Origin of the sequence: Bacillus sp. TH17 (assembly GCF_016651125.1) — a bacterium.
Taxonomy (GTDB): domain Bacteria; phylum Bacillota; class Bacilli; order Bacillales; family Bacillaceae_G; genus Bacillus_A; species Bacillus_A mycoides.
On sequence record NZ_JAEKEN010000001.1, the window covers coordinates 1007313 to 1028687 of the forward strand.

The following is a 21375-nucleotide window of genomic DNA, read 5'->3' on the forward strand; positions in this document are numbered from 1 at the left end:
ATAAATATATAAACGATCGATGAAGGGGGATTCAATATAGTGCTAGATTTAAAAATGTATGTAAACGGTGAATGGAGAGACTCTAGTGATCAAGAAAAAAGAACGATTATTAACCCTGCGAATGGCAAGGGTATAGCATATGCACCTGAGGGAACGATTGAGGATGCAAAATACGCGATAGAAGTGGCAAGAACGGCTTTCGATAGCGGAATTTGGTCAGCAACATCCACTGCTGAAAGGGCATCATATTTATTTAAAATAGCAGATGAAATTGATAAAAATATGGAAGAATTAGTATACCTTGAAACAATGGATAATGGAAAAACATACCGTGAGGCAGAAGGAGATATTGGAGATGCAGCGGCTTGTTTTCGCTATTATGCCGGATTGATTACAAAGCCAGATGGTCAAACATATCATGTAGCCGATCCGATGCAAGCGATGGTTGTAAGAGAGCCAGTTGGTGTTTGTGGATTAATTGTTCCATGGAATTATCCGCTATTGATGAGTGTATGGAAAATTGCACCTGCTTTAGCAGCTGGAAATACAATTGTGTTTAAACCTTCTGAAGTGACACCAATCACTGCAACAAAACTATTCGAAATCCTTGAAAAAGTAGGGCTACCAAAAGGTGTTGCCAATATGGTAATGGGGGTCGGTCCAATAGTAGGAAATGAAATTGCAGCGAGTAATAAAGTGGACATGATTTCCTTTACAGGTGGAACAAAAACAGGTAAGCACATTATGAGAACAGCGGCAGATAATATGAAAAAGATTTCGTTAGAACTTGGAGGGAAATCTCCAAATATTATTTTTGCAGATGCAGATTTTGAGACCGCTATTGATTATGCTCTATTCGGTATTTATGCAGGTAGCGGACAAGTATGTTCAGCAGGATCAAGAATCCTTGTAGAGGAAAAGATTTATGATAAATTTGTTAATAGTTTTGTAGAGCGAGCACAGCAAATTAACGTTGGGCCTGGTGATAATCCAGAATCAGAAATGGGGCCACTTGTAAGTCAAGAACATATGGAAAAAGTATTACGCTATATTGAAGTTGGGAAAGACGAAGGTGCAAACGTTGCTTGCGGAGGTAGACGAATAATGGAGGATGGAAAAGGTGATGGTTTCTTTATTGAACCAACAGTCTTTGTCAATGTAAAACCTGATATGCGCATTGTCCAGGAAGAAATCTTCGGTCCTGTTGTAGTAATTCAAAAGTTTAAAGACGAACAGGAAGCAATTGAGTTGGCAAATGGTACAGACTATGGTTTGGCTGGAGGAGTATTTACAGTTGATGGTGCAAAAGCAATGCGTGTGATTCGCAAACTTCGCGCAGGAATTACGTGGATTAATAGTTATCATCCAACATATAATGAGGCACCTTGGGGCGGATATAAGCAAAGTGGTATAGGTCGTAGTCTAGGAACTTTTGGGTTAGAAGAATTTCAAGAAATTAAGCAGATTAATATAAATCTAGAAGTAGAGCCAATAGGTTGGTTTGCAAATAAAAAAAATGTAGGAGTGAATTAGATGGAAACGAACGTGAAAAATAAATTGAATGAGAAAGAATCAAATGTAAATGAGTATATTACGAAAGTACTACAGTTAATTGAAAAAGAAAAGGTTACTGAAGAAGAGGCAAACTGGATTCAAAAAGAAACAGTAGACGGATTTAGAGAGCATGTAAACCCTGGTTTTCTTGCTTATAGAAAAACAGTAACAAAAGATGGACAATTTGCAGCAGTAGAGTGGTCAGATGAAGGATCTTGTTTCATGGATATTAACGGTAAAAGATATATTGACTGTTTAGGTGGATTTGGAATTTATAATGTTGGTCACCGTAATCCGAAAGTGGTAAAAGCTGTGACAGATCAATTAAAACGTCAAGCATTGCACAGTCAGGATTTACTGGATCCACTTCGAGCAATGCTTGCAAAGATTTTAGCGGATATTACACCTGGTGATTTGAAATACGCCTTCTTCACAAATAGTGGAACAGAAAGCGTAGAGGCAGCATTAAAACTAGCAAAAATGTATAGTGAACGAACAACTTTCATTGCTACAACGCGTGCTTTCCATGGTAAGAGCCTTGGTGCTTTATCTGGGACGGCAAAAGGAATGTTCCGTAAGCCATTTTTACCATTAATTCCGGGTTTCCGTCATGTTCCGTTTGGCGATATTGAAATGATGAGAAAAACATTTGAGACATGTGCATTAGTAGGAGAAGATGTTGCAGCAGTTATTTTAGAACCAATTCAAGGAGAGGGCGGTATTATTTTACCTCCAGAAAATTATTTGAAACAAGTACGAGAGCTTTGTGATGAGTTTGGATCACTCCTTATTTTTGATGAAGTACAAACTGGAATGGGACGTACAGGAAAAATGTTTGCTGCAGAATTATATGATGTAGTGCCGGATATTATTTGTCTTGCGAAGGCGTTTGGTGGAGGTGTAATGCCGGCGGGAGCTATTGTTGCGAAAGAAACAGTATTCAAAAGTTGGTTTGAAAATCCATTTATGCATACAACGACATTTGGAGGAAATCCTCTTGCATGTGCTGCTGCAATTGCAACAATTCATGTATTATTGGAAGAGAAATTACCGGAACGAGCTATGGAAGTTGGGGAGTATTTCTTAAATGGATTGAAACAAGCTGCAGAAGGGCACGAAGATAAAATTTTTGAAATTCGTGGTCAAGGTTTAATGATTGGGATTGAATTCCATAAAGACGAGATTGGTTATGAAGTGTCAAAGGCGATGTTTGATCAAGGTATTCTTGTTGCGGGAACATTAATTAACTCAAAAACAATTCGTATTGAACCATCCCTTACAATTAGTTATGAAGAAGTAGATACAGTTATTAATACGTTTAAATCTGTGCTAGCTCAAGTAAAAGTAAAATAAATTTCGCATAAGGTTATATGTGAATTCAAACGATTGAAACTATAATTAGAATAGATTTACCTGTATTTTATTACAGGAAGGCAGTGTAACGAAAAGTTACACTGCCTTTTTATTACATTTTTTGTTGTTGAGTATTTACATATAATTTGTCTTAGTGTACTATTTAACTAACACACTAAGACAGGAGTGGAGAAATGAAAATCGAGTTTTCTCCAAATACACCAATTTACATTCAGGTAATGGAATACACAAAGAAAGAAATTGTAACGGGTCATTTATTGCCTGGCGATAAAATTCCCTCCGTACGTGAATTAGCGAGTGAATTACAAGTAAATCCAAATACGATTCAACGCACATTTCAAGAACTAGAACGGGATGGAGTTGTTGTAACACGTAGAGGAATGGGGCGATATGTAACGAATGAAGGGGAGAAAATTATGGAGCTGCGAAAAGATATGGCGAAAGAATTGCTTCATTCTTTTATAAATGGAATGGACAATTTAGGTTTTTCAGAAGAAGAAATTCTTTCAATTCTTAGTTCTTCATTAAATAAGAAAAGGGAGGAGAACGAATGACAGAGCTATTAAAAATAGAAAATCTATGGAAGCGATACGGATTGAAAGCAGTAATCCGGGAATTAAACATAGAGATTACAGAAGGGAAAATCGTTGGGCTTGTTGGAGATAACGGGAGCGGGAAAACGACGTTATTGAAAATGATTGCAGGCTTGCAGCACCCTTCTGAAGGTAGTATTACAATAGATGGTAAAAAGGTAGGATTAGAGACGAAAAAAATCGTTTCATTTATGTCCGATAAGCTAGTATTTGATGATTGGATGACTGTAAAAGATGCTTTATTTTTCTATAGAGATTTTTATAAAGACTTCGATATTCAAAAAGCAGTAGATACGATTGTAGAATTCAAAATACCGTTAGAAGAAAAAATTAAAGCATTGTCAAAAGGGATGATTGAGAAGCTGCAAATTATTTTAACATTTTCTCGAAAAGCGAAGTTATACGTACTGGATGAACCGCTTGGCGGGATTGATCTCGTTTCTAGGGAGCATGTACTTGAGCTAATCCTTAAATTTTATCGTGAAGATTGTACGCTGCTTATATCAACTCATTTAATAAGAGAAATCGAAAATATATTTGATGAAGTAATCTTTTTGAAAGATGGAGAAATAATATTGCATGAAAATGTGGAAGAACTACGATTTCAAAAGGGGAAAGCAGTACATGAGCTGTTTAAGGAGGCCTATGAGAAATGAATCAGCTTTTTCTTTATCTGTATAATTGTAATAAGAGAAAAATAGCCATTATTTACTTTGGATTTATTACAGTTTCATTAATTCTTTTATTTAATATGAAAGGAGTTTCAGGAGCTAGAATTTCAGGTAGGCAAGATATAATCATTATTATATTTTTTATCGTACTAGGTATAAATGGATTCGCAATTCTTCTAACAGGTATATCGTCTTTTCGAAAAATGCTAAAAAACTCTATGCTACGTTGTACTTCTATTTCAGCACAAAAGTATATATGTGCAAATGTTTTATTTTGTGTACTACTTTTTATGATTTTGCTAGGAATAGGAATCATTTTTCTATACTATTTTTCTTTAAATATTTATAATGGAAAAACAGATTTAGGTGTTCAGCAAGCAATCCACAGTTTATATGATTATGGAATATTACATCATATGTTATCTATTTTCTTATGGGGACTAGATTTTGTTAATATGCTAGTTTCTATTTATTTAATTATAGTAATTACGAAGCTATTCAATGTGAAATCATCGATGAGTAAGATTGTTTGCGTAATCTTATTCGTTGTTTTTATCGCATTTAATGGGGGAATAACGTATATCTTTCAGCAAATAGAAAAGTATGTGTTTGCCATAAATAATATTGGATTTATAGATCAAAACGGCTTTTTAAATACATCATTTTATTCTGGTACAGATATTACAGTTTTAAATCTATGTTTTAACTGTTTATTAACAATTATATTATTAGTAGTTACAGGGCGCATCATCGACAAAAAACTAGAAGTTTAAAGGAGGAATCATCATTGGGAAATGTAGTAGTGAAATTAGAAAATGTCCGAAAAAAAATCGGTAGAACAGAAATTATTCGGGGCTTATCATTTGAGGTTCGAGAAGGAGAGGTATACGGATTCCTTGGACCGAACGGTAGCGGTAAGACAACGACAATTCGTATGATGACAGGTCTTATTTCTATGACAGAAGGCGATATTACAATTTGTGGTCATAGTATTCGCACAGAGCGTGAAAAGGCGCTAGAGCAAATTGGAGCGATTGTAGAAAATCCCGAGCTATATGATTATATGACTGGAATGCAAAATTTAAAGCATTTTGCGAACATGGCGATTACCCCAATTAGTAAAGAGCGCATCGCTGAAATTGTAAAGCTTGTTGAATTAGAGCATGCGATTCATAAAAAGGTGAAAACATACTCACTTGGTATGAAACAGCGTTTAGGAATTGCGCAGGCGTTACTTCATCAGCCGAAAATCTTAATTTTAGATGAACCGACAAATGGATTAGATCCAGCTGGTATTCGCCAAATTCGTGATTATTTACAACGATTAGCGAAAGAAGAAAATATTGCAGTCATTGTATCAAGTCATTTATTAAGTGAAATTGAATTAATGTGTGATCGCGTAGTTATTATAAAGCAAGGTGAGTTTGTACAAGAGTATAACTTACATGAACAAGCGAAGCATGATGAAACAGTTGTAGTTGCATTTGAAGTAGATCAAGTTCAAAAAGCGAACGAAATTATTAAAGGTAAAGTACAAGGAAAGGTAGCTGTGGCATCTGTAATGAAAGAAGAGATTCCGCAAATTGTAAAACAGTTAGTGAATGCTGATGTACTCGTATACGGTGTTACTGTTCAAAATAAAACGTTAGAGGATGAGTTCTTAGCGATTACAGGGGGAGTGAAAGCGTAATGTTTAAATTAATTCAAAATGAATTTTTAAAGTTACATGCGAAAAAAGGTATGTACATTTTAATAGGTGTAATTGCAGCATTGGAGATTTTGGGAGTTTTAGCGATGCTGAAATGGGGAGGAGGAAATGAGTTTAAAGGATCATATTTAGATTTTGTAAGTTCAGAGATTGGTTTAATTACCTTATTTGCAACAATTTTTGGAATTACGATTGCGTCTCGTACAATTACTGATGAGTTCCAAAAAGGTACAATTAAGCAGTTATTAATCCGTCCGAGAAAACGAATTACAGTTTTGTTCTCTAAATATATTACAGTGTTACTTACTATATTATTTATCATATTTGCTAGCACGTTAATCTCAATGATTATTGGCGGGATTGTAATGGATGGTAGTAAAACAGGAGTAACGTTAGGAATCGTAATGAAGTCCATTTTATATCAAGTACTTTCACCGTTCTTCTTTGCAACTCTTTCATTTTGCTTAGCTAATGTATTTAGAAATTCTGTATTACCATTAATTATTTCGTTGTTCTTATTCTTCTTACAAAGTGCAATTACAATGGTGCTTATGATGTTTGCTAAAGGTGTTGCAAAGTTTGTTGTATTCTCGCATTTAAATTTAAGTGTGTACGACAGCAATAAATTAGTAAGTGGCGGAGTAGAACCACCATTTACAGAATTTACGTTTACAACTTCATTATTACTTGTAGTTGCATACTTTGCTGTATTACTTGTAGCATCAAGTGTATTATTCCAAAAACGTGACGTATTATAGTAGAAAAATCCCCGTGTTAACGGGGATTTTTATTAACCAGCTTTTTTGATTTATGTAGCTTTTAAGTGTGGCAGATACATATTTACTTAGGAACATAATTGTAACTAAGTTGAAGAACATTGATATGGTATATCAAATAGGATCGTTATTATATAATTTAATACGTATATTATTCGGAATAAAGTGAGAAAAATAGGAAGATTTTCAACTATATTCATATTATAATTTAGTTATCCGGCCATTTGTGGAGAAGGGCTACCCATAAAATACTGATTAAAGTTTCACTTTATCCCGCATTAACGGGCAGTAAAACTCCCACCCAAAAATTCGGCTGGAGCAAAGAAGTTAGGTGGGAGATCAACTGCCCGTAAAAGCCCGATTGGTTCAACTAATAATCAGTGGGGGATGAACAAAACCCCCACTGATTAAAGTTTCACTTTATATCATCTCTGGAGGTGTTCCATATGCAACATGCATTTTCACGTATAAGGCTACGTAGTTTTTTTGGATGGATGATTATAGGGATGTTCCTGACGATGATTCCATTAAGGTTATCAGGTGCTTCTGACAATACGATAGAGTTGCTGTCACAAATATCAATATTTTTTGCATTTCCACTATTGTGGCTATATTTAAAAACAAGTAAAAATAATGTTGTTTTTAAAAGTTTTTTTGATAAGCCCGGACGTTTACATTGGGGGTTAATTGTATTAGCAACGATCATGGGAATGATTTTTGCAGTCGGTATATCCCAAATTCAATTTTATATTTTAGCACATACTTTACCTAATTTCTTAGTTACCATGTTAGAAGATGGAAATGTAATTAATACGAGTAACATATACATGACGATATTTACTTTCATTTCAGCATGTGTATTAGCCCCAATAATGGAAGAGGTTATTTTTAGAGGTTTTTTCTTGCAGCGAATGGCGTACAAATGGGGGATTAAACGAGCGGTTATTATATCCTCTCTTATTTTTGGACTAGGACATTTTGATGTTATCGGTGCTTTCATGTTCGGTGTTATTATGTGCCTTCTATACATAAAGACAAAAAATATATGGACGAATATTGCTGTGCATGCTCTAAATAATTTGATTGCAACGAGTATGCAATTTGTAGGTGGAGATGGAAGTGACGCAATCTCGATTACTGAATTACAAGCACAAAGTAATTTATGGATCGGCATTGGTCTTGTGATTATCGGTTTATTATGGTTCATTCCTTTTACTTGGAACCAATGGCGTACAGTAAAAGAAGTTGGTGTGCCACCGATTCGTTTCATAAATGAAGAAAAAGTAGTGAATACATCAAAAGAAAATGAAATATATAGCCAAGTGATAGTAACAGATAGATTGATGGCTGTAGAACTACCTGATGAAGCTGTAAATAAGCTTCGGTTAGAAGAAAATGATTATGTAACAGTTTCTGTAGAAGAAGATAAAATTGTTATAAAGAAAGCGCATAATAGATAATTAAAAAGTAGCTCCTAAAGAGCTACTTTTTAATTTGTAATAATCTCTACACGAAAATTATTACCGTTCTTTACATATTTAATATCTGTAACGATCCGAACGGTTTTTAGAAGTTCAACTTTTTCACCAATTCGAGGGATGGTCGGAACATTGTCCCAAATACCAAGCAAGTCATCTAATTGTGCCGTTTTTTCATAAAACCAGATTTTCAATGTAAAGCCCCTTTCTCGAACTTTATGTATTTTAATACATGATATATCATTTTTATTCTTAATGTAAGGGGTTTTTACTCTTTTTGTGAATAAAGATGAATTAATCTTCTGGGAATATATGTTCAATGTCCGGAGTAAGAGCTACTTCTGATAATACGATATGAGAAACTGTCGTTGCATATGAAGAAACATCATTGATAAATTCTTCAAGTTCAACGAGTGAAGGAACAGAGATTTTTACAATGTAGCATAAGCTTCCTGTTACTCGGTAACAAAAACTTGCAGATGGATAAGACTGAATAAACTGTTGCATACGTGTTGTATCACCATTTTTTAAAGTGATTTCTAAAATACAATCTAAAACAAGTCCTGCTTTTTTATAATTGATATCGATTGTGTATTTTTGAATAATCCCTTCACTTTCAAGTTTACGTACACGTTCTGTAGTAGACGGAGCCGATAAGTTTACTCGTTTTGCTAATTCACGCATCGAAAGGCGGCTATCATTATATAATTCATTTAAAATTTTTCGATCAACACGGTCTAATTGCATTTGTAAATATACCTCCAGTAAAATGATAATTTTTGTAAAGAAAAATTTGAAATTAAGATTCATATGAAATGTAAAGTGAACTTTATTTATTTTACAATAAAAAAGAAGGAAATAGGAGGGGAAATGATGGAGAGAATTACATTATCAAATGTAGGAGATACAAAGTTTCAAAAATTATTAGGTCATAATCCGGATTTATTACATTCGTGGAGTACGTTAGAGGATACAATGTACAATAAAGGAACTCTTTCAGCAGAGTTGAAGGAGCAAGTAAGAAGAACATTAGCTTACGGGAATGAATGTCCGTACTGTATGGCAAAGGGAAGACCTGATGATATGCAAAAGGTAGAAGAAATGAGTGTCGCAGTTACTTTTGCGTATACATTTGTTCATGACCGAAAGGCGATAGATGATAATATGTTTCATGTCTTAAAACAATATTGGACGGAAAAAGAAATTGTAGAGCTTTGCGTGTATATTTGTTTTATTACTGCGTCGCAGCAACTTGGTTTTCTGTTTCAATTACAGCCCAATTAAATAGGAGGATAGTATGCTTAATCAAGTAGCACTTATAATCATTGATGTACAAGAAGCATTCAACTTGCCGTACTGGGGCACGAGGAATAACCTTTTTGCGGAAGAAAATATGAAAAGTTTGTTAGAGGAATGGAGAAAAAGGAAACTGCCAGTTTTTCATATTCAACATGTAAATAAAGAAAATGTTCAGTCGATGTTTTATCAATATGTGGAAACGGTAAACTTTAAAGAAGAAGTGCAACCGATGCCAGATGAAATAATAATCCGGAAATCCGTTAATAGCGCGTTCATTGGGACAAATTTAGAAGATCAATTAAGAGAGCAAAAATGTAATACTGTAGTGATTGTAGGATTAACAACAAATCATTGTGTGGAGACTACAACACGGATGGCAGGTAATTTAGGGCTTACAACGTATTTAGTGAGCGATGCGACGGCTACATTCAATCGTAAAGGTCTGGACGGGACAGAGTATAGTGCAGAGGACATTCACAATATGACACTTGTAAACTTACATGATGAATTTGCCAAAATCGTTACGACTGAAGGTGTTTTAAAATTATTTTAAGAAAATAATTGTGGAATTATGTAGAAAAAAATAAGAATATTTCGTATAATCTAAGTATAATCATTTTGAAAATAGGGGTGTCATCATATGGAGCAAATTCCGGTAAAGAAAATAGAAGAAGTACTCGTTTTAGCAGGAGATGATAAACAAAAGCAAAAGGAATTTTATGAATTGCTCTTAACAACGGAGTTTTATGTTGCTGGTTCACTTGAAGCAGAAGACGGGGCAACGGAAGGAACACTTCGTTTGCGTCATTTCCAAGGAGAGGGTAGATGGATCGTTCCGTTCTTTACACAATTGAAATTTGTAAAAGATGTGTTGCCAGAAGGTACACCCCTTATTACGATACGTGGAAAAGAATTATTGGGTAGCATCGAGAAAGATGCGACAGCTGTATTAAATGTTGGAACAGATATGAGTAAAACATTTATTCCAGAAGAAATTGCAGAGATAGCATCAGGACGAATCTTTAATTATTATAAGTAAAAGGAAAAGCTTAGCAGCTTTTCCTTTTTAATTTGAACATGGAGTGGCTATACCAGAAGAAATAGAAACAGTTTTGTTAGTTGTATTTATTGTTGCTGTAGCTCCGAGGGGAATACCGATATTTGGACTTATATGTCCAATCGGTAAACCGAATAACACAGGTATATTATATGGCGTGAAATATTCATATAATATTGTTTGCAATGATTGAGATGGCTTAGAAGGGTTGCAGTCGTGACAACTTGTAAAAATAACGCCGCTGCATTCATTAAACTGTCCAGATAAAAGTAGTTGATTTAACATCCGGTCAATGCGGTACGGTTCTTCACCAATATCTTCAAGCAATAAAAGTTTATTTGACGTATTTATCTCATAGGGCGAGCCAATTATACTTGTTAACACAGTTAAATTCCCTCCAACTAATGTGCCTGTAACTGTACATGGAGAGGTAGGTACGATACATTCTGATGCATATAAGATAGATGAATACGGATGGAATAGTTGATTGAAAGAAGATAAGGAGAGAGAATCTATACCTTTTCCTAATTCTTCAATCATTGGACCATGAAAAGTAACCAGCTCCGCATAACGTGAAAAGGCAGTATGTAAAGCCGTAATATCGCTATATCCCCAAAAAATCTTTGGATTCCGTTGAATGATTTCATATTGAATGTAAGGGAGGAGACGAGCGCTGCCGTAACCACCTCGTGCACAAAAGACTGCTTTGACCTCAGTATTTGTAAATGCTTCATGTATATCATCAAGACGAACTTGATCACTTCCAGCTAAATATCCATATTTTTCATAAACACTCTTTCCAATTATTACGGATAATCCCATCTCTTGTAATACGTTCACACCTTTTAATATATTCTCAAGTGTTGGTGGGCCAGACGGTGCAATAACCATTACTGTATCACCTTTTTGCAAAGCATTTGGATAAATCATTGTTCTCAGCCTCCTTCTCTTTCAATATATTCGCTTGAGCGAAAGTTCAATCCTTGTAAAAGAAGGGGAAAGCATGTCATATAAAGAAGGTATAGGGAAAGTAGGAGGGAAAATGATGTTTACAAGTCGAGTAATAGATATATTACAAATTAAGTATCCGATCATTCAAGCAGGTATGGCAGGAGCGATTACAACGTCAAAACTTGTTGCAGCTGTGAGTAATAGCGGAGGATTAGGTACGCTTGGAGCAGGGTATATGAGCCCAGAACAAATCCGTGAAGCGATTTATAAAATAAGGGAACTAACAAATAAGCCTTTCGGTGTTAATTTACTTTTAACGAAAGAGATACAGATAGAAGAAGAGAAGGTAAACGAGGCGAAAGTATTACTTAGTGGAGTGAATAGAGAATTAGGTATAGAGGAAGAAAAGACTTTAAAACTTCCAAAAAGCTATAAAGAACAATTACAAGTATTATTAGAGGAAAAGGTACCAGTCGTTAGTTTTGCATTTCAAACGTTAGAAAAAGAAGAAATAGATGATTTGAAAAAGGAAGGGATAAAAGTTATCGGAACAGCTACCCATGTAGCGGAAGCGAAAGCACTTGCTAAGTTAGGGGTAGATATTATTGTCGGGCAAGGTAGCGAGGCAGGAGGGCATAGAGGAACGTTTATTGGGAAAGAACAAGATGCGATGATTGGTACATTTGCATTAATCCCGCAATTAGTAGCGGAAGTACCTCATATCCCGATTGTTGCAGCAGGTGGTGTAATGAATGGGCAAGGGCTTGTTGCGGCATTTGCGTTAGGGGCAGAGGCTGTTCAAATGGGATCAGCCTTTTTAACGAGTGAAGAAAGTATTACGCATGACGTGTATAAAGAGGCGATTTTACATAGTACAGATACGAGTACAACGGTAACCCGTGCGTTTTCCGGGAAATATGCACGGGGTATTCGTAATGAATTTATAGAGAAACATGAAGGAAGAGAAGAGAATTTACCGATGTATCCAGTGCAAAACGTATTAACTTCAAAAATACGTCAAGAAGCAGCGAAGCAAAATAAGGAAGAGTATATGTCGCTTTGGGCGGGACAAGCATCATCATTAGCGCGAACGGAATCAGCTCAACACGTAGTGAAACGTGTCATGAAAGAAGCAGAGAACGTAATTGAACAATTACAAGATGTATATAAAAAAAGACCACTTGAATAATTCAAGCGGTCTTTTCGTTAGTTTGCTTTATAAAATTGTTGGATAGCTTCGTCGATGTAAACCCAGCCTTTCCAACCTAAGTGCATATGATCTTTTAAGAAGTACTTATCATATTCATGATTTGAGAAATCAGCAATTGGATAGCCAGCTTGCTTAATTTGCTCATGAACTTTATTGTAGTATAATTCGCGTTTTTCTTTCGGGAAGCCAGCGTAATCATACCAAGGACCTTTTACAGGAACAGAAATGAAGAGCGGTTTTGCGCCAGATTGTTTTAATAAATCAAGTACAATTTGTAAATCTTCATATTCTGGTGATTGGTCATAAGCATCATTTTTTAAGTAACCTTCACGTTGTTTTAATTTCTTCTTAATTTTGCTATTGAAGTAATCATCTTCGATACCATATTCGTTGGAGCTTGATTCTACTGCACCTGTTTGATCAGCATGCTTACGAGCTTCTTCCCAGTTCATTTGTTTCAATGATGGATCAAGCTGTTCTTTATGCGGCTTAATATTAAACATAACTGTAAATAAATCTTTACGATCTAGAATGTTACGATAAATATAAGCGAAAGGTTTAGCAGCAAGTGCTTTTACTTTATACTTTGTATCATCGTAGGCGATACCTTCAAGCGAAATTTTTAATAAAGTTTCTTTTTTAACAATCTCAAAGTTTAATAAGCGTTTTGCAATTTGTTTTTTCATTTCAGGTTTTAAATCATCGTTGAAAATGAAGTGGTAACCTTGTTGTTTTGAAAAGTTAGGTGCAAAGTGTGTCTCATCAATACCTTGTGGTACAAACCATTGCGGAGAAAGAACGAATATCATTTTCTTATCTTTCAATTGATCCATTGTAGATGTGAAGTTTAATACATGTACAAGGTCTTGTGTTCCACCGCGCCCAAGTAGGAATGGTGTGAATCCTTCAGGCTTTACTTTGAAATAATTCGATGGATGGAAAGCATCCATACGTGCGAATTCCGATGAACCGTACATCGGAAGATATTTCGGGTCTGCTAACATCTTTTGCTGTAAAATCATACTTTGAATCTTTTCTTCTTTTAAAGAAGTCGCAGCTTGTTCTACTTTCTCATCACTTAAAAGTGGGAGTAGGAAGCGCGTAGGAATAAGTAAGAATACAGCAAAAAGGGCCAATGCTAAAAGCATCGGACCAAATTTCACTTTGTTCATCGGATTTCTTCTAACTTTTTAATAACCATATTTGGTGTAGCCCACTCATCGCGGTCAAAATCAGAAATAGAAACTTCAATCTCTAAACGCTCTTGGAATTCTACTAATAAAGATACTACAGCGAAAGAATCAAGAATACCTTCTTCAAATAATTGAACATCTAAGTTTTCTTTCACAATATCGTTTTCACATACTTCTTCTAAAATATCTAATACTTGCTCTTTGAATTCTGCCATTTTTAAAATCTCCTTTATATCCGAAATATATTATATGTGCAACTTCTTAATAGTATAAGAAGGGTGCATTAAAAGTATCTGTTAAGGTGTCCAGAGAAGATCAGGAAACCGAAACATACAACGTGGAACGTAATTACAATCGCAAGGACGTGTGTAAATTTATTGTTTGGCCAAAACTTATGCTTCTTGTTTTTTCGTTCGAAAATATCGAATAAAATAAACAGTGCGGCATGATATAGACCATAAATAACATATTGCGCAACAGCGCTTCCTTGGATGTGCCAAATTCCCATAATGAAAAAGTTTAAAAATGCACCGATATACGAAATTGTGTAACGGTTCTTAATTAACTTTTTCTTCGTTGCAAAAAAGACGAAACGCATGTAAATAAAATCACGGAACCAGAATGATAAACTCATATGCCAGCGGTTCCAGAAGTCTTTAATGTTACGACTAAGGAATGGCTTATTAAAGTTTTCTGGAGTTTTAATTCCCATCATGTAACTGATACCAATTACGAATGCACTATAACCTGCAAAGTCAAAGAATAACTGCATGCTAGTAGCGTACATAAAAATCACATTAGATAAAAGTGTATCTTGATTGGCGAATACTGCCTTTACAAGATATGTTGTTATCAAGTGCGCGATTATAAATTTATACAGAAAACCTTGGAAAATACGGTTAATCCCTGTATATAGTAACTTTTGATATTCCTCAGCACTAGGCGGCTTTTGAATATCTTTTTGGAATCTACGGTAACGATCGATAGGTCCACTTGAAATCGCAGGGAAGAATAAAACGAATTCCCAGAAATTAAAGAAGGAAAGTTCTTTAATTAAATTATCACGAACTTCAAAGACCATCTGTACAGCTCTAAATGTTACGTAAGACATACCTGCGAAAACAATAAAATGCAATTCAGGTACAAACGGTGCGATTTTTGCCAAAATAAGCGGTAAAATCGATAAAATAACAGCTATACAAAACGTGAATGTACTATTATTTTGTTTTCTTAAAATTAAATAGCCTTTAATAAGGGCATATTGCCAAATAATAAATGCGGCTAACATGATTGCTTGCTTCGGTTTATCAGAGAAGATAATAACGAGCATTACTAATGTTAAAACGGCATTATATTTACGCAACATTTTACCTTTTAATCCAGCTATGATAGTAGGTATTAATAAAATGCCTACTATAGCGAAAAAATAAAATGATCCATATGCGGTCATGCTGTAACCTCACTCAATAATTTTTTGCGATCTACCTTTCCATTTGGTGTCATTGGAATAGAAGAGTGATACATGAATTTACGTGGAATCATGTAATTTGGTAATCGCTCATTGAGTTCTTTTTTGATTGCAGATGTTAATTTGAATTCTTTTTCAAACGAATGCTCTCCAGGAACAACAACCGCTAATAAGTAATCATATTTTTCACCTTTTTTAATTGGAACAACAACTGCACCTTCTACGTAAGAACACGCGCGAAGATGATGTTCGATTTCTTCTAATTCCATTCGATAACCATGAAGCTTAATTTGGAAATCAAGACGACCATTATAGAATAGAAGACTATTTTCTAAATAGCCAGCATCACCTGTTTTATAGGCACGCTCACCATCAATCATGGTAAATACTTTTTCTGTTAATTCAGGGCTTCCTAAATAGCCAACGCTTACGCTTGGACCGACAATTACGATTTCACCTTTTTCACCGTCAGGTGCAATTGTACCATCTTCTTTCATAATAAGAAGGCGACAGTCTGATTTACAGTAGCCAACTGGAAGTGATTTGTATTGATCAAGCACTTCTTCTGTAACGTGAATGCCTGTTACAGCAACAGTAGCTTCTGTTGGACCGTACGTATTCATAATTGCTGCTTTCGGGAAACGCTCAATTAATTTTCTAGCTACTTCATTTGGTAACACTTCACCGCAGAATAAGAATGTTTTCATGTTTGGTAGCATACTTTCAGAGAAAGAGGCTTCCATTAAACACATTTCTGCGAAAGATGGTGTCGAAGTCCATACTTGTATATCCGATTGCTCTAAAGAAGCAAACAAGTCTTTTGGACGTGCAATCATATCTTTATCGATTGCCCAAAGTGTACCACCTGTTACTAATGATGGGTAAATATCCATTACAGATAAATCGAATGAGAAAGGTGCTTGGTTTAAGAATACTTGCCCTGTTTGTAAGTTGAAATCTTCTACAGCCCATTTTGTAAAGCTAACAAGACAGTTATAAGTAATCTGAACCCCTTTCGGATTACCTGTACTTCCTGATGTGTAAATAATGTAGAAGTTCTCATCACCTTTTACCGCATGTTCAGGATTTGGAGTATTCCCTTTATGAGTAAAGAAAATATCTTTTAAGTTATCTTCACTTGTAATGCGAACTGGTAAGTCCGTTACCGTTACTTCTGCCCCTGATAACAGTAATTTCGCACCAGAACTTTCAGCAATACGTTGTACACGATCAGCTGGAATAGATAAATCTACAGGAATGTAAGCATGTCCAGCTTTTACACAACCTAAAAAGTTAATAATCATTTCAGGTTGCATATGGCCATAAACCATAATTGGTGAACGATCATCTGGATACTCAGAAGAAATCCAATGTGCTAACGCATCAGAATCTTCCTTTAATTGTTTGTACGTAATTTTCGCATCTCGCCAAACAAAAGCGGTTTGATCAGGCGTTTCTACAGCCCACTTTTCAATTTGTTCTAATAACTTCATAACGTTCCCACCCTAGAATTCATTGTAAATAAATGTACTTGTGTTTGTATCATGGAATCCATACAACCAAAGTAATGCAAATAAAATTGCAAGGTAATAAACCGTCTTTGCAACCCATTGTGTGAGTGGTTGAGACCATATCTCTTTTAATCTTTCCATGTCTTTCCCTCGCTTAATGAAATAATAGCTCTTTGTAGGTATCATGTCCTACATTATTGTGAAAAAAACAAAATCCCACATTTTAGGTAAAAATAAGTCAAAAGGCTCTTTTCTGATATTAGCACTAAATACTAAAAAAGAAAATCCCTAACTTAGCAATTATATTACATTCAGCATGAATTTGTAATGGGTTTGACATGTAAATAGGAAGTGGATTGTGTGAATGTATAAAAGTGGATTGTGAGAAGGCGGGAAAATATAATATTTGTTTTGTTATTCCTGAATTGGAGTGGGTTAATAATCACTGGGTACTTAGTACATTTTCAAGGTATAGAGCCTTTTAAAAGGAGGTAATTATTATGAAAAGAGAGTGGAGGAGTTTTATTTCAGAGGAAAATATCATTAAATGGAGACGGCATTTCCATAAGTATCCGGAATTATCGTTTCATGAAAAAGAAACTTCGCAATTTATATATGAAACATTATGCTCATTTTCTTCTTTTGAAGTAACGAGACCAACGCAGTACAGTGTGCTAGCAATTAAAAGAGGAAGGCAACAAGGGAAAGTAGTTGCGATTCGAGCTGATATAGATGCTTTACCAATCCAAGAGGAAACAAGGAAACCTTATACGTCTGTGCATAAAGGAATAATGCATGCATGCGGGCATGATGCTCACGCAGCTATTTTATTAAGTGCAGCAGAGACGATAGCAAATATGAAGGAAGATTTTGCAGGCGAAATCCGTCTGTTCTTTCAGCACGCAGAGGAAGTGTATCCCGGTGGTGGACAAGAAATGGTGGAGGCCGGTGTTATGGACGGCGTCGATTATGTAGTAGGTTTGCACGTTATGTCTGGATTAGAAAGTGGAAAGATAGGAATTGTATATGGCCCTATGATGGCAGCACCAGACGTATTTACAATTGAAATTTTAGGAAAGGGTGGTCACGCGGCACGACCAGAAGAAACGATAGATCCTATTGCTATCGGAGCACAAATTATTACAAATTTACAACATATCGTATCAAGAAATACAAGTGCTTTTATGCATAGAGTAGTGTCAGTTACACAATTTCATGGGGGGATGGCCGATAATATCATTCCTAGTGCAGCAGCTTTAATGGGAACTGTTCGATCTTTTAATCAAACATTAAGAGAGGAAGCAAAAGAGAAAATTGAGCAAATTGTAAAAGGAATTACAGAAGCACATGGGGGAGATTATACATATACGTATCGTTACGGATATGATCCAGTTGTTAATAATGAGTACATTACGAAAATAGTAGAAAAAAGTGCGATAAAATTGTTCGGAAATCAGCGTATTGTGCATCTTGAACCTTCTATGGGAGGAGAAGATTTTTCAGCGTATTTAAGAAAAGCACCTGGTTGTTTCATTAAATTAGGAACAGGGAATAAAAATATTGATACTTGTTATCCACATCATCATCCGAAATTTGATGTGGATGAATCGGCTTTAATTAATGGAGTGGAACTATTTTTAGAGACAACTATAAGACTACTAGAAACTGATAAAGCATAAAAAAAGGCAACTGCACTCTATTGCAGTTGCTTTTATTTCTTCCGTCAGAGAGGGCTGAGAAAGAACTATGCTCATTTATAGTATATGAATAGCTAACGGACAAGCTTGTACATTTTAACTATTTTTTTAAAAATAGTTATTGACTTTGATAATCAATTTCAATTAATCTAATGGTATAATTGAAATTGATAATTATTATCAATGAAACAGATGAGGAACCTTAATGAGAAAAACATTTCACCTTTTACGAAGGGGATTAAAAAATAAAGATGTTGATAAGCATATTGAATGGCAACGAAATGTAATTCGTTCTGAATATGTAGATGAGAAGAGTACACTTCAAACAGAAAAAGAGATACAAGGTAAAAGGAGAGGTTCAGTTGAGTAAGTTAGTAATGATTTTTGCAAGTATGAGTGGAAATACAGAGGAAATGGCTGACCATATTGCGGGTGCGATTCGTGAAACAGAAAATGAGATTGAAGTAATTGATATTATGGATACACCAGAAGCTTCTATATTAGAGCAATATGACGGGATTATTTTAGGTGCTTATACTTGGGGAGATGGTGATCTTCCTGATGATTTTTTAGATTTTTATGATGCAATGGATTCTATTAACTTAACTGGTAAAAAAGCAGCTGCATTCGGTTCTTGTGATTCGGCTTATCCGAAATACGGGGTAGCGGTTGATATTTTAATAGAAAAGCTGCAGGAGCGCGGGGCAGCAGTTGTGTTAGAAGGATTGAAAGTAGAATTAACGCCAGAAGATGAAGATGTAGAAAAATGTTTACAGTTTGGAGCTGAATTCGTAAAACACCTTTCTTAATGGCAGAAGGGAGATGAAGAGCAATTGCATGAGAAAATCTCAATCAAAACGATGACAGATTACCATTTGTATGATTTTATGCGTTGTCCGCATAAATTTTATTTCCGTCATATAAAAAGAAGAGAACCTTCTTCATTTGAATGGCAACAAATAGCGCAAATGATTGTGAATCAAATTATTAATGAATATTACACGCTACCTGCGGGCCAACAAACGAAAATTGTACTTTTAATATTAATAGAAAAGTATTGGAAAAAAGTAAGAATTAATATGTTTGCTTCAAAGGCGGAGTACTATATTGTTTTAGCGAAGCTAACTGATCACTTATTACAGTTTGTTGAAAGGGATGATAGTCAGGCACCGCCGTTATTTTTATATGAGAAGTTTCAAACATATATGGAAGAGTTAGGTGTCCACATGTCATTGACATTTGAAGTTGGTGAGTGGAGTGCTGAATCGTTTGTAATTAAAAAGTATGTTATCGATGCGGATGAGGAAATGCTTGCTCTTTGTCAGAAGCTAATGACAGTATTCAGTTATAAAGCTTTCGGTATTCTTCCAGGGAAAATTGAAGTTATTAATTTAATAGAAGGAACTAAGTATGAGTACATTCCAAAGCAGGAAGATATTATAACTGGAATGGATGATTTATTTAGAATGAAAGAAATGTTGCAGCAACCTGAGCACTATACAGAGCGTCATTTTCGTTCTGAGTGTATGAGTTGTGCGTTTCGTAGTGAATGCCAAAGGGAAGAAGTAAAGAAAGAAGCGAAGCAGAAGAAAAATATAGTACATTAAAGGATGCAATTTTGCATCCTTTTTATTATTGACATGAAAAGCTTTTCATCATTTACGGTATATAAGTAGCAGATTTTAATAAGAGGAGGAATAATCAATGAAAGATGAAACGGCAGTATTTCAATGGTTAAAAGAACAGAATGCTCCTTTTGGAATTCAACTGCAAATTTTACAGGCGTTTCAATTGTATAAAGTTATTGTTGAAATTGATAAAAAGTTAATGATGTATGAGGAGAGAGAGTATAGGGAGAGAATTTAATCTCGTCCCTGTAGTATTGCTTTAAGCTGTTCTTCATTCTTCTTTAATATTATTTCGTTGTTTGTTTCAATGTTATAAATAAGGTTATGTAGTAAAGGGCTGTATTGATAAAAGGTAGTGATGCGGTGAATGAGTAATGGATCGCGGTGAGAAATAAGTGCACTGTATTGTTCATATACAGATGTAGTAAACTCACGACCGAAATCATAATATAGCCCAGCAAAATCAAAAGCGGGATCGCCAATTTGAGCATCTCCAAAATCGATAACACCTGAAATGTTTTTGTGCAGGTTGTTAAATAAAATGTGATGATGTGTAAAGTCAGCATGAATGATTGCATTTTGAAAGGTAGATTTAGTTATACAGGTAAAGAAATTTTCGAATAAACGATTTAAGGCTGATTTCTGTAATGAAGTAAGACTGTTAGTAAAATATTGATTTAATTTTGTTTGTAGTTCTTTCCAGTAGGTAAGTGTTTTTTCGATAGGGAACCCTAGCGTTTCAGTACGTTTTAAAGGAATACTATGTAAAGTCGCAAGGAAAGTGGCTAATTGTGTAATAATTACTTCAAGTTCTTTTTTCTCTAGCTTTGCAACTAGTTCACTTGTTAACGGTTCACCATGAATGAGAGGATAATAGCTGCAAAATGGAACAGTATTACAATCATTCTTATACAATAAATGATACTTAGGAATCTCGATTTCTTGTAATGAATGAGAAAGAATTGTGCACAGTTCTTTTTCTAACGGAATTCGGTTTGCATATTCAAGTTTTCGTGGGAAACGAAATAGTAGTTCATCATTTATAATAACAGTTATATTATCCCACCCTTCTTCATTTTGCATATATGAATGTATAGAAAGATCTGGTAGAGCTTCTTTTATATATTGTTTGTAAGAGTCCATAATTGTTCCTCGTTTCTAAGTTAAAGGTAGGTTATTCCACTTTATGATATCAGAATTTTCTTTC

At 35.0% G+C, this 21375-nt stretch carries 26 protein-coding genes; 17 read left to right on the forward strand and 9 right to left on the reverse strand.

Annotated features, from left to right (window positions below; translation table 11 throughout):
- Positions 1 to 39 precede the first annotated feature (39 nt).
- The 8 genes from JFT95_RS05015 (at position 40) to JFT95_RS05050 (ending at position 8136) form a co-directional block, all read left to right on the forward strand.
- On the forward strand, positions 40 to 1533 hold the full coding sequence (locus JFT95_RS05015; protein WP_201051629.1) for an aldehyde dehydrogenase family protein: 1494 nt from the start codon (positions 40 to 42) through the stop codon (positions 1531 to 1533).
- The gene (locus JFT95_RS05020) at positions 1534 to 2907 is read left to right on the forward strand and encodes a putrescine aminotransferase (protein ID WP_201051631.1); all 1374 of its coding nucleotides are present in this window, start codon (positions 1534 to 1536) and stop codon (positions 2905 to 2907) included.
- Between the two features lie 194 nt (positions 2908 to 3101).
- Positions 3102 to 3482, forward strand: a complete 381-nt coding sequence (locus JFT95_RS05025; RefSeq protein ID WP_002064403.1) for a GntR family transcriptional regulator — start codon at positions 3102 to 3104, stop codon at positions 3480 to 3482.
- The gene (locus tag JFT95_RS05030; protein ID WP_201051633.1) at positions 3479 to 4177 is read left to right on the forward strand and encodes an ABC transporter ATP-binding protein; all 699 of its coding nucleotides are present in this window, start codon (positions 3479 to 3481) and stop codon (positions 4175 to 4177) included. Before JFT95_RS05025 ends, JFT95_RS05030 begins: the two co-directional genes overlap by 4 nt.
- The gene (locus JFT95_RS05035; RefSeq protein ID WP_002140946.1) at positions 4174 to 4965 is read left to right on the forward strand and encodes a hypothetical protein; all 792 of its coding nucleotides are present in this window, start codon (positions 4174 to 4176) and stop codon (positions 4963 to 4965) included. Before JFT95_RS05030 ends, JFT95_RS05035 begins: the two co-directional genes overlap by 4 nt.
- Before the next feature lie 14 nt (positions 4966 to 4979).
- On the forward strand, positions 4980 to 5882 hold the full coding sequence (locus tag JFT95_RS05040; RefSeq protein WP_012260598.1) for an ABC transporter ATP-binding protein: 903 nt from the start codon (positions 4980 to 4982) through the stop codon (positions 5880 to 5882).
- Positions 5882 to 6658 (forward strand): ABC transporter permease, encoded by a 777-nt coding sequence (locus tag JFT95_RS05045; RefSeq protein ID WP_002064410.1) that lies wholly within the window; start codon positions 5882 to 5884, stop codon positions 6656 to 6658. The genes JFT95_RS05040 and JFT95_RS05045 overlap by 1 nt, the downstream gene beginning before the upstream one ends.
- A gap of 464 nt (positions 6659 to 7122) precedes the next feature.
- Positions 7123 to 8136 (forward strand): CPBP family intramembrane glutamic endopeptidase, encoded by a 1014-nt coding sequence (locus tag JFT95_RS05050; protein ID WP_201051635.1) that lies wholly within the window; start codon positions 7123 to 7125, stop codon positions 8134 to 8136.
- 29 nt (positions 8137 to 8165) lie between these two features.
- On the opposite strand, the gene JFT95_RS05055 is transcribed toward JFT95_RS05050, so the two are convergent.
- Both JFT95_RS05055 and JFT95_RS05060 read right to left on the reverse strand, forming a co-directional pair.
- A complete protein-coding gene (locus JFT95_RS05055) occupies positions 8166 to 8348 on the reverse strand; it encodes a DUF3913 family protein (RefSeq protein WP_000707108.1) in 183 nt (60 codons plus the stop codon).
- A 100-nt stretch (positions 8349 to 8448) separates the two neighbouring features.
- The gene (locus JFT95_RS05060) at positions 8449 to 8901 is read right to left on the reverse strand and encodes an Lrp/AsnC family transcriptional regulator (protein ID WP_002011610.1); all 453 of its coding nucleotides are present in this window, start codon (positions 8899 to 8901) and stop codon (positions 8449 to 8451) included.
- A gap of 63 nt (positions 8902 to 8964) precedes the next feature.
- Between JFT95_RS05060 and JFT95_RS05065 the strand changes: the two genes are divergently transcribed.
- The 3 genes from JFT95_RS05065 (at position 8965) to JFT95_RS05075 (ending at position 10492) form a co-directional block, all read left to right on the forward strand.
- Positions 8965 to 9438 (forward strand): carboxymuconolactone decarboxylase family protein, encoded by a 474-nt coding sequence (locus JFT95_RS05065; RefSeq protein WP_201051637.1) that lies wholly within the window; start codon positions 8965 to 8967, stop codon positions 9436 to 9438.
- Between the two features lie 13 nt (positions 9439 to 9451).
- Positions 9452 to 10006, forward strand: coding sequence for a cysteine hydrolase family protein (locus tag JFT95_RS05070; RefSeq protein WP_012260602.1), 555 nt, complete (start codon positions 9452 to 9454; stop codon positions 10004 to 10006).
- An 87-nt stretch (positions 10007 to 10093) separates the two neighbouring features.
- Positions 10094 to 10492 (forward strand): SseB family protein, encoded by a 399-nt coding sequence (locus JFT95_RS05075; protein ID WP_002011614.1) that lies wholly within the window; start codon positions 10094 to 10096, stop codon positions 10490 to 10492.
- 27 nt (positions 10493 to 10519) lie between these two features.
- Here the strand turns inward: JFT95_RS05075 and JFT95_RS05080 are convergent, their stop codons facing one another.
- Positions 10520 to 11440, reverse strand: a complete 921-nt coding sequence (locus tag JFT95_RS05080; protein ID WP_002011617.1) for a S66 peptidase family protein — start codon at positions 11438 to 11440, stop codon at positions 10520 to 10522.
- 73 nt (positions 11441 to 11513) lie between these two features.
- Here JFT95_RS05080 and JFT95_RS05085 point away from each other — a divergent pair, with 73 nt between their 5' ends.
- Positions 11514 to 12650, forward strand: a complete 1137-nt coding sequence (locus tag JFT95_RS05085; RefSeq protein ID WP_012260603.1) for an NAD(P)H-dependent flavin oxidoreductase — start codon at positions 11514 to 11516, stop codon at positions 12648 to 12650.
- Positions 12651 to 12667: 17 nt separating this feature from the next.
- On the opposite strand, the gene dltD is transcribed toward JFT95_RS05085, so the two are convergent.
- The 5 genes from dltD to JFT95_RS05110 form a co-directional block, all read right to left on the reverse strand.
- On the reverse strand, positions 12668 to 13843 hold the full coding sequence (gene dltD / locus JFT95_RS05090; RefSeq protein WP_002126231.1) for a D-alanyl-lipoteichoic acid biosynthesis protein DltD: 1176 nt from the start codon (positions 13841 to 13843) through the stop codon (positions 12668 to 12670).
- Positions 13840 to 14079 (reverse strand): D-alanine--poly(phosphoribitol) ligase subunit DltC, encoded by a 240-nt coding sequence (gene dltC / locus JFT95_RS05095; protein WP_002011622.1) that lies wholly within the window; start codon positions 14077 to 14079, stop codon positions 13840 to 13842. Before dltC ends, dltD begins: the two co-directional genes overlap by 4 nt.
- Positions 14080 to 14147: 68 nt before the next feature.
- Positions 14148 to 15314, reverse strand: a complete 1167-nt coding sequence (gene dltB / locus JFT95_RS05100) for a D-alanyl-lipoteichoic acid biosynthesis protein DltB (protein ID WP_002126234.1) — start codon at positions 15312 to 15314, stop codon at positions 14148 to 14150.
- Complete coding sequence (gene dltA, locus JFT95_RS05105) at positions 15311 to 16825, reverse strand: D-alanine--poly(phosphoribitol) ligase subunit DltA (RefSeq protein ID WP_201051639.1); 1515 nt, start codon at positions 16823 to 16825, stop codon at positions 15311 to 15313. The genes dltB and dltA overlap by 4 nt, the downstream gene beginning before the upstream one ends.
- Before the next feature lie 12 nt (positions 16826 to 16837).
- Complete coding sequence (locus JFT95_RS05110) at positions 16838 to 16984, reverse strand: teichoic acid D-Ala incorporation-associated protein DltX (RefSeq protein ID WP_002011626.1); 147 nt, start codon at positions 16982 to 16984, stop codon at positions 16838 to 16840.
- A 359-nt stretch (positions 16985 to 17343) separates the two neighbouring features.
- Between JFT95_RS05110 and JFT95_RS05115 the strand changes: the two genes are divergently transcribed.
- From JFT95_RS05115 to JFT95_RS05135, 5 genes are all read left to right on the forward strand, one after another.
- Entirely contained in the window at positions 17344 to 18522 is a 1179-nt protein-coding gene (locus JFT95_RS05115) for an amidohydrolase (protein WP_002188904.1), read from the forward strand.
- Between the two features lie 223 nt (positions 18523 to 18745).
- Positions 18746 to 18910: a hypothetical protein gene (locus tag JFT95_RS05120; protein ID WP_002011628.1), complete on the forward strand. Its 165-nt coding sequence runs from the start codon at positions 18746 to 18748 to the stop codon at positions 18908 to 18910.
- Positions 18903 to 19349 carry a flavodoxin gene (locus tag JFT95_RS05125; RefSeq protein WP_002086759.1) on the forward strand — a complete coding sequence of 149 codons (447 nt, stop codon included), beginning with the start codon at positions 18903 to 18905 and terminating at the stop codon, positions 19347 to 19349. Before JFT95_RS05120 ends, JFT95_RS05125 begins: the two co-directional genes overlap by 8 nt.
- A gap of 24 nt (positions 19350 to 19373) precedes the next feature.
- The gene (locus JFT95_RS05130; RefSeq protein ID WP_012260605.1) at positions 19374 to 20147 is read left to right on the forward strand and encodes a hypothetical protein; all 774 of its coding nucleotides are present in this window, start codon (positions 19374 to 19376) and stop codon (positions 20145 to 20147) included.
- A 97-nt stretch (positions 20148 to 20244) separates the two neighbouring features.
- Positions 20245 to 20406, forward strand: coding sequence for a hypothetical protein (locus tag JFT95_RS05135; RefSeq protein WP_088034946.1), 162 nt, complete (start codon positions 20245 to 20247; stop codon positions 20404 to 20406).
- On the opposite strand, the gene JFT95_RS05140 is transcribed toward JFT95_RS05135, so the two are convergent.
- On the reverse strand, positions 20403 to 21311 hold the full coding sequence (locus JFT95_RS05140) for an aminoglycoside phosphotransferase family protein (protein ID WP_002030620.1): 909 nt from the start codon (positions 21309 to 21311) through the stop codon (positions 20403 to 20405). The genes JFT95_RS05135 and JFT95_RS05140 overlap by 4 nt on opposite strands.
- Positions 21312 to 21375 lie beyond the last annotated feature (64 nt).

Bases quoted from the DNA above. Each gene is read 5' to 3' on its own strand.
- JFT95_RS05020 (WP_201051631.1), top strand. From the start codon at position 1,534: ATGGAAACGAACGTGAAAAATAAATTGAATGAGAAAGAATCAAATGTA.
- JFT95_RS05025 (WP_002064403.1), top strand. From the start codon at position 3,102: ATGAAAATCGAGTTTTCTCCAAATACACCAATTTACATTCAGGTAATG.
- JFT95_RS05030 (WP_201051633.1), top strand. From the start codon at position 3,479: ATGACAGAGCTATTAAAAATAGAAAATCTATGGAAGCGATACGGATTG.
- JFT95_RS05035 (WP_002140946.1), top strand. From the start codon at position 4,174: ATGAATCAGCTTTTTCTTTATCTGTATAATTGTAATAAGAGAAAAATA.
- JFT95_RS05045 (WP_002064410.1), top strand. From the start codon at position 5,882: ATGTTTAAATTAATTCAAAATGAATTTTTAAAGTTACATGCGAAAAAA.
- JFT95_RS05050 (WP_201051635.1), top strand. From the start codon at position 7,123: ATGCAACATGCATTTTCACGTATAAGGCTACGTAGTTTTTTTGGATGG.
- JFT95_RS05060 (WP_002011610.1), bottom strand. From the start codon at position 8,901: ATGCAATTAGACCGTGTTGATCGAAAAATTTTAAATGAATTATATAAT.
- JFT95_RS05065 (WP_201051637.1), top strand. From the start codon at position 8,965: ATGAAATGTAAAGTGAACTTTATTTATTTTACAATAAAAAAGAAGGAA.
- JFT95_RS05070 (WP_012260602.1), top strand. From the start codon at position 9,452: ATGCTTAATCAAGTAGCACTTATAATCATTGATGTACAAGAAGCATTC.
- JFT95_RS05075 (WP_002011614.1), top strand. From the start codon at position 10,094: ATGGAGCAAATTCCGGTAAAGAAAATAGAAGAAGTACTCGTTTTAGCA.
- JFT95_RS05080 (WP_002011617.1), bottom strand. From the start codon at position 11,440: ATGATTTATCCAAATGCTTTGCAAAAAGGTGATACAGTAATGGTTATT.
- JFT95_RS05085 (WP_012260603.1), top strand. From the start codon at position 11,514: ATGTCATATAAAGAAGGTATAGGGAAAGTAGGAGGGAAAATGATGTTT.
- dltD (WP_002126231.1), bottom strand. From the start codon at position 13,843: ATGAACAAAGTGAAATTTGGTCCGATGCTTTTAGCATTGGCCCTTTTT.
- dltC (WP_002011622.1), bottom strand. From the start codon at position 14,079: ATGGCAGAATTCAAAGAGCAAGTATTAGATATTTTAGAAGAAGTATGT.
- dltB (WP_002126234.1), bottom strand. From the start codon at position 15,314: ATGACCGCATATGGATCATTTTATTTTTTCGCTATAGTAGGCATTTTA.
- dltA (WP_201051639.1), bottom strand. From the start codon at position 16,825: ATGAAGTTATTAGAACAAATTGAAAAGTGGGCTGTAGAAACGCCTGAT.
- JFT95_RS05110 (WP_002011626.1), bottom strand. From the start codon at position 16,984: ATGGAAAGATTAAAAGAGATATGGTCTCAACCACTCACACAATGGGTT.
- JFT95_RS05115 (WP_002188904.1), top strand. From the start codon at position 17,344: ATGAAAAGAGAGTGGAGGAGTTTTATTTCAGAGGAAAATATCATTAAA.
- JFT95_RS05120 (WP_002011628.1), top strand. From the start codon at position 18,746: ATGAGAAAAACATTTCACCTTTTACGAAGGGGATTAAAAAATAAAGAT.
- JFT95_RS05135 (WP_088034946.1), top strand. From the start codon at position 20,245: ATGAAAGATGAAACGGCAGTATTTCAATGGTTAAAAGAACAGAATGCT.
- JFT95_RS05140 (WP_002030620.1), bottom strand. From the start codon at position 21,311: ATGGACTCTTACAAACAATATATAAAAGAAGCTCTACCAGATCTTTCT.